9 protein-coding genes and 1 pseudogene are annotated in these 9793 nt (G+C 72.4%); 2 read left to right on the top strand and 8 right to left on the bottom strand.

The features are described 5' to 3' along the window. Window positions 1-448 (top strand): annotated as a pseudogene (locus ACTHMS_RS19740) (tRNA pseudouridine(38-40) synthase TruA); the annotation flags it as partial. A 1-nt stretch (window position 449) separates the two neighbouring features. On the opposite strand, the gene ACTHMS_RS19735 reads toward ACTHMS_RS19740, so the two are convergent. Beyond that, window positions 450-1328, bottom strand: a complete 879-nt coding sequence (locus ACTHMS_RS19735; protein ID WP_440308371.1) for an alpha/beta fold hydrolase — start codon at window positions 1326-1328, stop codon at window positions 450-452. 42 nt (window positions 1329-1370) lie between these two features. Then, window positions 1371-1973 carry a TetR/AcrR family transcriptional regulator gene (locus tag ACTHMS_RS19730; protein WP_440308370.1) on the bottom strand — a complete coding sequence of 201 codons (603 nt, stop codon included), beginning with the start codon at window positions 1971-1973 and terminating at the stop codon, window positions 1371-1373. A 71-nt stretch (window positions 1974-2044) separates the two neighbouring features. Between ACTHMS_RS19730 and ACTHMS_RS19725 the strand changes: the two genes are divergently transcribed. After that, window positions 2045-2959 carry a sterol desaturase family protein gene (locus ACTHMS_RS19725; protein WP_440308369.1) on the top strand — a complete coding sequence of 305 codons (915 nt, stop codon included), beginning with the start codon at window positions 2045-2047 and terminating at the stop codon, window positions 2957-2959. Here ACTHMS_RS19725 and ACTHMS_RS19720 read toward each other — a convergent pair. From ACTHMS_RS19720 to ACTHMS_RS19695, 6 genes are all read right to left on the bottom strand, one after another. Continuing rightward, on the bottom strand, window positions 2895-3299 hold the full coding sequence (locus ACTHMS_RS19720) for a DUF7715 family protein (protein WP_440308368.1): 405 nt from the start codon (window positions 3297-3299) through the stop codon (window positions 2895-2897). The two genes, ACTHMS_RS19725 and ACTHMS_RS19720, sit on opposite strands and share 65 nt — an antisense overlap. Before the next feature lie 113 nt (window positions 3300-3412). Then, window positions 3413-4000: an RBBP9/YdeN family alpha/beta hydrolase gene (locus tag ACTHMS_RS19715; protein WP_440308367.1), complete on the bottom strand. Its 588-nt coding sequence runs from the start codon at window positions 3998-4000 to the stop codon at window positions 3413-3415. Between the two features lie 13 nt (window positions 4001-4013). Beyond that, window positions 4014-4652 carry a lysoplasmalogenase family protein gene (locus ACTHMS_RS19710; protein ID WP_440308366.1) on the bottom strand — a complete coding sequence of 213 codons (639 nt, stop codon included), beginning with the start codon at window positions 4650-4652 and terminating at the stop codon, window positions 4014-4016. Next, complete coding sequence (locus tag ACTHMS_RS19705) at window positions 4649-6043, bottom strand: FAD-binding oxidoreductase (RefSeq protein ID WP_440308365.1); 1395 nt, start codon at window positions 6041-6043, stop codon at window positions 4649-4651. Before ACTHMS_RS19705 ends, ACTHMS_RS19710 begins: the two co-directional genes overlap by 4 nt. A gap of 32 nt (window positions 6044-6075) precedes the next feature. Next, window positions 6076-8325, bottom strand: coding sequence for a putative bifunctional diguanylate cyclase/phosphodiesterase (locus ACTHMS_RS19700; RefSeq protein WP_440308364.1), 2250 nt, complete (start codon window positions 8323-8325; stop codon window positions 6076-6078). A gap of 149 nt (window positions 8326-8474) precedes the next feature. After that, the coding region (locus ACTHMS_RS19695; protein ID WP_440308363.1) for a putative bifunctional diguanylate cyclase/phosphodiesterase at window positions 8475-9793 on the bottom strand (1319 nt) is incomplete at its 5' end.

Genomic DNA, 9793 nt, shown 5'->3' with positions numbered 1-9793 from the left:
GGTGGGTGGGGTCGATGCCCTGCGCCCACGCTTCGTGCTAGGCGGGCCGCCCCCGCTCGAACCCGCGCCCAAGCACCCGGCCGCGCACCGGCGGGTGGGGCTGCGCGACGTAGCCGCGTTCGGCAAGTTCCGTCCCGAGGGCACGACGATCCGCACGCTCGAACGGTTCGAGGTGGTGCGCACCGGTGCCGAGCTCGTCGCGACCGTGCAGGCCGACGCGTTCTGCCACTCGATGGTGCGCTCGCTGATCGGGGCGCTGCTCGCCGTGGGTGAGGGACGACGACCCGTCGACTGGCCGGCCTCGCTGCTGGCGGGATCCGTGCGGGCGCAGGAGGTCTCGGTCGCGCCCGCGCACGGGCTGACACTGGTCGAGGTCGCCTACCCGCCGGACGACGAGTTACCGGCCCGCGTCGAACGAACCCGCGCCAAGCGGCCGACGGGCGACTGATTCACAGCTCGCGGATCAGGGCGGCGACGGCAGCAGGGTCCTCGATCTGCGGGTAGTGGCCGCGTCCCGACCAGCGGGTGACAGGCGCGTCCGGCCGCAGGTCGCGCACCGCCTCGAGCACGTCGATGACCGCGACCGGGTCGTCGAGCCCCCACGCCAGGCGCAGGTCGCCCTTCCAGTCGCGCAGGGCGCCGTGCCAGCGCTCGGCGTAGGTCGTGCGCTCGCCGAGGTAGTGGATGAGCCGGTCGAGGATGCGGTTGCCGCCGTCGTGCGCGAGCAGCGCCCACTGGTCGTCGGCCTCGGCGCGGCTGAGCGGGTGCCCGGCCGAGAAGAGCCGCTGGAACTCCTGCCGGAACGCCACCGACGACGACACCCGCGCGAGCACCGGGCCGAGGGGGCCGCGCAGGATGCGCTGGCTGCGGGTCAGGTGCGCCTTCTCGATGACCATGCTGCCGTTGAACAGCAGCACGGACCCGAGCTCGAGCGAGAGTGCGTCGTCGAGGTCGCGGGCCAGCAGCTCGGTCGTCACCGAGGTGCCCATGTCGTGGGCGACCAGGGTGACCGGCCCGTCGAGGTAGCGGTCGACCACCGCCTCGACGAGGTCGGCCTGCGACAGCAGCGAGTAGGTGGCGTCCCGCGGCTTGTCGGACAGGCCGAAGCCGAGGAAGTCGAACGCCAGCGTGCGGCGGTCGGGCAGCGCGGCGATGACGCCGCGCCAGTCGTAGCTGCTCGACGGAAAGCCGTGCAGCAGCACGACCGGCGGGCGCCCGCCGTCACCGCTGCCGTCGGCCTCCGTGCGGTGCACGAAGATCCGCCGGTGCCCGATCTCGACGATCTCGCCGCCGGCCCGCCATGCCTCGACCCGTGCTGTCAGTGCCACACAACCGCCTTCGTCGCCGTCGCCGGCGCGGTTCCGTGACGTTCAGGTCAGCACCGCACCGATCAGCCGTTCGCACCGCGCGGTCATCTCGCTCGCCGACTCGCCCGGATGCTCGAGCCACCATGCCACTGCCGCGCTGACGATGCCCATCCAGATCGCGGTGAGGGCGGACGCGTCCAGGCGGCTGCGGATGCCACGGGCGCGCAGGAACCGCGCCGAGCCGCTGGCGGCGATCGCCAGCGTGCGTTCGCGGTAGTCGGCGGCCGCGGCGGCGATCGGTCCGTCGGTCGGCATGCTGGGGTCATAGAGCAGCTGCCACGCGGCACGCTGCGGCTCGAGCGCCTCGAAGACGGCCTGCAGCGTGTAAATGCGCGAGGCCACCGAGTCGTCGACGCTGCGCTCGGCCGATTCGAGCCGGGTGAGCAGGCCGTCGGCGACGCTGTGCAGGCACGCCGAGTACAGCCCGTCCTTCGACCCGAAGTACTGGTAGACCAGCGGCTTCGAGATGCCGGCCCGCCGGGCGATGACCGCGACCGAGGCGCCGGCGTACCCGGCACGGGCGAACTCGTCGATCGCCACGCGGACGATCTGCTGCTCGCGCTCGGCGCGGGGGACCCCCTTGGTGCCTCCGGCCGGCGTGGACATGACCGCGAACTTACCCTAGGGTAAGTCCACGTCCGGAAACTGACCCGTGAGTAAGTTCGGAGGAGGCGCAGATGCTGTCCGATTCGCTGCGCGAACCGCTGACCTACGCCATCCCGTTCTTCGTGCTGTTCATGGCGCTCGAGGCGTTCTCGTTGCGGTTCCTCGAGGACGACAGCCCGTACCGGGGCTACGAGCTGCGCGACAGCCGCGCGAGCATCCTGATGGGGCTCGGCTCGCTGGTGGTCAACGGCGGCGCCCGCGTCGGCGCGCTGCTGGCCTACGTGTGGCTCTACAGCGTGAGCCCGTGGCACCTCGACCCGCACCGCTGGTGGGTGTGGGTGTACGCCGTGCTGGTCGTCGACCTGCTCTTCTACCTCGAGCACCGCGCCGCCCACCGCGTCCGCATCCTCTGGGCGGCCCACCAGGCGCATCACAACTCGCAGCACTTCAACCTCTCGACGGCCGTGCGGCAGAAGTGGAACCCGTGGTGGGAGCTGCTCGTCTGGGTGCCCCTGCCGCTGCTCGGCCTGCCGCCGTGGATGATCTTCTTCGTCTTCTCGATCAACCTCGTGTTCCAGTTCTTCGTGCACACCGAGAAGATCGACCGCATGTGGGCGCCGATCGAGTTCGTCTTCAACACGCCCTCGCACCACCGCGTGCACCACGCGAGCGACCGTGACTACCTCGACAAGAACTACGCGGGCATGCTGATCATCTGGGACCGCCTGTTCGGCTCGTACGCCGAAGAGACGCACCGCCCGACCTACGGCCTGACCAAGAACGTCGAGAGCCACAACCCCTTCGTGCTGCAGTACCACGAGTACGCGGCCATCGCCCGCGACGTCCGGCGGGCCGGCAGCTGGCGCGAGCGGCTCGGCTACCTGTTCGCGCCGCCCGGCTGGCTGCCGACGAGCGTCGAGCTCACCCGTCCGACGGTGCCGGGATCGGTCGTCGCTGCTGCAGGTGGTCACCCCGCCGCTCGATGACCGCGCCGACGGGCCACTCCGCGACGGCGGCGAGCAGCGTCTCGACCGTCTCGGCGAGCGTCCTCGGCGTCATGGCCGGGTAGCCGGCGCTCTCGAGATAGCCCGCCAGCGCTGCCCGCACATCTGCCGCGGTCAGCGGCAGGTCGCGCACCAACGCCGTCGTCGTCGCCCGGTGCGAGTTGAGCCCGCTGAACGACCGGCCGCACCCGCAGCCGCCGTCGGGATCCGCCCGGTCGCGCCCGCACACCACTCCTGGCCAGACCAGCTCGCCCTCGTACGTCCAGGTGAAGTCGTTGCTCCGCCCGCCCTGCCCCTGACTGGTCGCCGTCAAGATCCTCATGTCGCCCCTCCGCTACTGCTCGCCGCGCCTTGCCCGTCGAAGCGCACTGTGCACGAGGGGTACGACAACTTCGGCCGTCTCTCGCTCGGCCGTGGTCGTGATCATCGCGGGGGTCAGTAGAAGGCGAGGTTGTCGCGGCGGCACCAGTCGAGCACCGCGGGCCACTCGCCGAAGCCCGCGGCGGTGTTGAGGTGCGCGCCGCCGGGCACGACGGTCGTCGCGATCTTCAGCGGTGTCGCATAGGCGGCGGCGATGCCCTCGGGCAGGTACGGGTCGTCGTCGCCCGCGACGAGCACGGTGCCGTCGGCGGCGCGGCGCACGGCGTCGATGTCGATCGGCGGCGGGAAGAACTCCGCGATCGCCTCGATCGTGGTCCCCGGCGAGGGCGGTGACACCAGCGCGACGCGCGCCGGACGCGGCGAGTCGCCCGGGTCGGCCGCGTGGTGCAGCCACAGCACGGCGCCGAGCGAGTGCGCGACGAGGTCGAACCCGTCGGCGGGCAGCGGCGCGAGGGTGGCGCGCAGCCCCGACAGCCACCGGTCGAGCGAGGGGTCGTCGACGTCGCCGAGGTCGGCCCAGTGCACCTCGCGTCCGGCCTCGGTCAGTTGCCCGGCGAGCCAGCGCTGCCAGTGGCCCTCCTCCGAGCCCTCCCACCCGGGGACGAGCACGACGGGGACGGAACGCTGCGGACGACGGGGCACGCTCGGAGCGTAGCTAGCGCAGCAGACCGACCACGAAGAGGAACTGCGCCGCGTGATAGGTGACGATGACGCCGACGTCGCCGTGGGGCACCGTGCGCACGAAGCGCTGGTAGCCCAGCAGTGAGTCGGACGCGAGGAACAGCACCCCGCCGACGGCCACCGCCACGACGCCGGTGCCCGCGGCCGCCACGGCCATGACGCCGAGCGCCACCCCGTACCCGGCGACGATGCCCGCGAACGTCGTGCCTGCCCGCGCGGCCGCGCCGCGCAGCAGCACCGGCATCACCAGCGCGAAGGCGCCGAGCACGATGAGCAGTCCGGCGGCGACGTCGATGCCGCGCGTGCCGTGACGCAGGAAGCCGATGAGGTAGGCGAGGTGGCCGAGCAGGAAGGATCCGAGCCCGAGCAGGAACGGCGGGTCGGTGCGGCCCTTGTCCGACAGCATGAGCGCGATGTCGCCGGCAAGCCCGAGTACCAGCCCGGCGAGCACCCAGGGCTGCGCCGGGCCCAGGTCGCCGACGGCGGCCGCGGCGAACAGCAGCGCGAGCGTGAGCGGCTTGGCGACGAACTCGACCCGCGTGCGGCCGAGGTCCACCGCGACCCAGTCGACGACCGCGACGACGGCGGTGAGGACGAGCAGGGTGACGGTCATCCGGGCAGCACGGCCGGCAGCACGACACCCGGGTTGAGCAGCCCCTGCGGGTCGAGGGCGTCCTTGATCCGCCGGGTCAGCGCCATCACGTCGGGGCCGAGCTGCGCGGGCAGCCACGGCGCCTTGAGCCGGCCGACGCCGTGCTCGCCGGTGATCGTCCCGCCGAGGGAGATGGCGAGTTCCATGATCTCGGCGAAGGCGAGCTCGGCCCGCGCCGCGGCCTCCGCGTCGCCCGGCGGGTAGGCGATGATCGGGTGCGTGTTGCCGTCGCCCGCGTGGGCGACGAGCACGATGTGCGTGTCGCGCTCGGCCGCGATCGCCTCGACGCCGCGCACTAGCGCGGGCAGCTGCGGCAGCGGCACGCCGACGTCCTCGAGCAGCAGCGACCCGAGCCGCTCCATGGCGGGGAAGGCGGCGCGCCGGGCGACGAGGAACGCCTCGCCCTCGTCCGGGTCGGTCGTCGTGAACACCTCGGCCGCACCCGCCGACGTGCAGGCGGTCGCCATCGCCTCGATCTCGGCGTCGGCGGCGAGCCCGGGTGCGTCCGACCGCGCGACGAGCAGCGCGCCGGCCGTGCGGTCGAGGCCCATCGCGAGCATGTCCTCGACGGCGTTGATCGAGCCGTTGTCCATCAGCTCGAGCAGCGCCGGGCGCACAGACGCGGTGATCGCGACGACGGCCTGGGCGGCGGCGTCCACCGAAGGGAAGTTGGCGACGAGCGTGGCGCCGACCGGCGGCGCGGGCAGCAGACGCAGCGTGAGCGCGGTGATGATGCCGAGCGTGCCTTCCGAGCCGACGAACAGTTTGGTCAGCGACAGCCCGGCGACGTCCTTCACCCGCGGGCCGCCGAGGGTCAGGGCGGTGCCGTCGGCGAGCACGACCTCCATGCCGAGCACGTAGTCGGTCGTGACGCCGTACTTGACGCAGCACAGGCCGCCGGCGTTCGTGGCCGCGTTGCCGCCGATCGAGCAGATCTCGAACGACGACGGGTCGGGCGGGTACCAGAGGCCGTGCGCGGCGGCGGCCTGCTTCACCTCGGCGTTCAGGGCGCCGGGCTGCGCGTGGGCGACGCGGGTGACCGAGTCGATGACGATGTCGCGCATGCGCTCGAGACTCAGGGTGACCGCACCCTCGACGCCGGTCGATCCGCCCGACAGGCTGGTGCCCGCACCGCGCGGCACGATCTTCGTACCGGTCGCCGACGCCCATCGCAGCGTGGCCTGCACGTCGGCGGTCGAGTTCGCGCGCACGACCGCCTGCGGCGTGCCCGCGTTCGGGTCGTGCGACCAGCACTGCCGGTACGAGGCGATGACGTCCGGGTCGGTGATCACCGTGTCCGGCGGCAGCGCGTCGATCAGGTCGTCGAGGGCGTGCTTCGTGGCGTCGGCCATGCCGCGATTGTGCACGCCGCGGCACGGAGTGGTCAGGCCGAGCGGGTGAGTCCGGTGCCCTCGACCAGCAGGTGCTCGACCTCGTCGGCGGGCACCGGCGTACCGAGCAGGTAGCCCTGCGCCGACTCGCAGCCGAGCGAGCGGACCCATTCGAGCTGCTCGGCCCGCTCGACGCCCTCGACCACGACCGGGATGCCGAAGGCGTGTGCCACCTGCACCGTGTACTCGAGCAGCGCCCGGCCGCCCTGCTGGGCGCCGAGGAAGCTGCGGTCGGTCTTGATGACGTCGGCGTGCGGCAACCGCAGCCGGGTGACCCAGTTGTAGCCGGTGCCGAAGTCGTCGATGCTGATCGAGACGCCCAGGTCGTGCAGCTTCGCGATTTGCTGCGCCGCGACCTGGTGGTCGACGAACGCCGTCTCGGCCACCTCGAGCATCAGCCGGTCGGGGGCGAGTCCCGATGCGTCCAGCGCGGCCCGTACGGCCTCGACCACGCCCGCGCTGCGCAGGTGGTGGGACGAGATGTTGACGGCCATCGTCAACGCGCGGCCCTCGGCGTTCCACGCCGCGGCTTGGCGGGTCGCCGTGCGCAGCACCCACGCGTCCAGTTCGTCGATGACCGGCAGGCTCTCGATGGCGGGCAGGAAGTCGGCCGGCGCGACGATGCCGTGCCCGGGTCGCTGCCAGCGCACGAGCGCCTCGAAACCGGTGATCTCGCCGCGGTCGAGCGCGACGACGGGCTGGTAGTGCAGCACGAGCTCGTCGTTGCGCACGGCGTTCGTCACCGCCGCCTCGAGCTCGAGCCGGCGCTCGATGTCCGCGCGCATGCCGTCGTCGAAGATCTCGGCGCGGTTGCCGCCGAAGGCCTTGACCCGGTAGACGGCGGTGTCCGCCTCGTGCAACAGGCGTTGAGCATCGACGTCGTGGTCGCGGGCGAAGGCGATCCCGACGCTCGCGCCGATGCGGGCGGTGGTCTGCTCGGTGAAGACGATCGGCTCGCTGACAGCGGCGATGATGCGCTCGGCGACGACGACTGCGTCGCGCTCGCCGGCGAGCCGCTCGAGCAGCACGACGAACTCGTCGCCACCGAAGCGCGCAGCGAGGTCGCCGCCGCGCACGATGTCGGTGAGCCGGTGCGCGACGGCCCGCAGCACCAGATCGCCGGCCGCATGACCGTAGGTGTCGTTGACGCCCTTGAAGCCGTCGAGGTCGATGAACAGCAGGGCGGTGGTGCTGCCGTCGCGCTGCGCCCGCTGCAACGCGGCCGTGATCGCCCGCATCGCGTCGGCGCGGTTCGACAGCCCGGTGAGGGCGTCGTGCGAGGCCGTGTGCGCCAGTTCGTCCTGCAGTGCGGTGCGTTCGCCGTAGGCCGCGGCGAGCTGGCTGATGACCAGGCGCATGCGGGCCACGACGATGCCGAACGTCGCGACCGTGCCGATGACGATCGCGGTGACGTGCATGGTGAGGCCCATGGCGTTCTCGACCGCGAGCGCGGCCGGGCCGACGAGCACCGCGACGGTCATCGCGACGAGGCGTGTGCGGGAGAAGGTGGTGACGGTCGACTGCTCGCGGGCGCCGAGGTCTCGCATCGACGGGTGCAGCGCCGCGAGGCCCCAGCAGAGGTAGGACGCGAGCCAGAGCAGGTCGTACCGGTCGGCGCCCGAGCTCGACCAGAGGCCCTGCAGCGTGCTGCCGGTGTCGGCCGCCACGAGCAGGACGATCGCGAGCAGCAGCAACCGGAACGACGGCGACCGCGGCATCGACGTCGACACGAGACCGATCACGAGCGCGGCGAGCAGGATGTCGCCGATCGGATAGGCGAGCCCCACCGCGGCCGCGATGTTCGAGTACTGGTCGGCGGCGTAGGTCGGCTGGGCGAGCAACAGCCAGATCAGCAGCGTGCACCCCGTCTGGAGCACCGCGCTGTCGAGGAAGCCGCCCAGATCGCGCAGCAGTCCACGCTGGACGATGAGCAGGAAGAGCCCCGCGGCGAACAGCGGGTACGCGGCCAGATAGGCGGCGTCGGAGATGTTCGGCCAGCGGTCGTCATGCGCGATGTCGGGCAGATACGTCGACAGCGCGTCACCGATCACCCAGAGGGTCTGCGCGAGGATCATCAGTCGCCACGGCCACCGCTGCGGCGGGTTGTTGCGGCGCAGGCCTGCGACCATCGCCATCAGCGCGGCGCAACTGACCGCCTGGTACACCGCGTCGCGCGGCAGCCCGGCGGGCACGATCAGGAAGGCGACCATCAGGGCCAGGCATGCGGCAGCGAACCACCACATGAGATGGCGTGCTGGTCGCCCCGTGATCACATCGACCACGTCGGCCGACGGGGTCGACACATGAGAACCCGTCATGACCTCGGGACGATCTGGTGCGAAGGTCCCGCCCCGCGCGGGCCGATCGGCTCGGACGCGGTGTCGCGCTCGCGTCACCGGGGTAGCGGCGCCACCACCGGATCTCGGCCGAGACATCGCTCGACGCCCCGTTCACGAGCATGTGGCCGTGGCCGTGGCCGCCGCCGCGGCTGCAGGCGTCGCATCGCCTCCGCAGCGCTGACCGGATGGCCGAGCAGGTGGCCCTGCGCTGCCGTGCAGTGCAGCGCGGCGGCTGCGCGCAGCTGCTCGTCGCGCTCGACCCCCTCCACGACCACCTCGACACCGTGCGCGGCAGCCGTCCGCACCGCGTACTCGAGCAGTGCGCCGTCGCTGTCGGCCAGCACGCTGCGATGGGTCTTCACGACGTCGACGAGCGGCAGCACGCGGTCGTCGAGCTCGCGGTGGCCGATGCCGAAGTCGTCGACGGCGATGCGCACACCGAGCGAGCGCACGGCGTCGAGCTGCGGCGCCACCCGTCCGGCGTCGGCGAGGGCCGACTCGCGGATGTCGAGCTGCAGCCGGTGCGCCGGCAGGCCCGTCCCGGTGAGGGCTTCACGGACGACAGCGACGAGGTCGCCGCGGCGCAGCGAGCGGTCGGAGATGTTGACGGTCAGACTGACGTCGCCCGGCCACGCGCTCGCCTCCTGCGCGGCGGCGTACAGCACCCAGCGGTCGAGTTCGCACACCAGCGCCGACTGTTCGGCGATGCGCAGGAAGGCCGAGGGCGGCAGGGCGTCGGCGTCCGGACGCTGCCAGCGCACCAGCGCCTCGAAGCCGCTGATCGCCTGGCGCCGCAGGTCGACGACCGGCTGGTACTGCAGCACCAGCTCGTGCCGGTCGATCGCGCGGCGCAGCGCGGACTCGACGTCGCGCAGGACGGTGATCTCGTCACGCATCGCCGCGCTGAAGACCTCGACGCGGTGGCCGCCGGTGTCCTTGACCCGGTAGACCGCGGCGTCCGCGTCGCGCAGCAGGGCGTCGGCGTCGACACCGCCGTCGAGGCTGAGCGCGACACCGACGCTGGCACCGACCCGCGCGGTGGTGGTGTCGTCGAGCGCGACGGGTTCGGCCAGCGCGGCCACGAGCCGTTCGGCGATGGCGACGGCCTGGTGCTCGGAGCCGCAGTCGTCGAGCAGCACGACGAACTCGTCGCCGCCGAGCCGGGCGGCGGTGTCGCCGCCGCGCACCTGCTGGCGCAGGCGGTCGGCGACGGCGATGAGGATCTGGTCGCCCGCGGCGTGGCCGTGCGTGTCGTTCACGGCCATGAACCCGTCGATGTCGATGAATATCATGGCGACGACCACACCGGTGCGGCGCGCGCGGTGCAGCGCCGACTCGGTGGCGCGCAGGGCCGCGGCGCGGTTCGGCAGGC

Origin of the sequence: Jatrophihabitans sp. (genome assembly GCF_051960575.1) — a bacterium.
Classification (GTDB): Bacteria; Actinomycetota; Actinomycetes; order Mycobacteriales; family Jatrophihabitantaceae; genus JBQCEE01.
The sequence above is the reverse complement of the archived record's forward strand: the minus strand, read 5'-3'. Positions and strand labels throughout refer to the sequence as shown.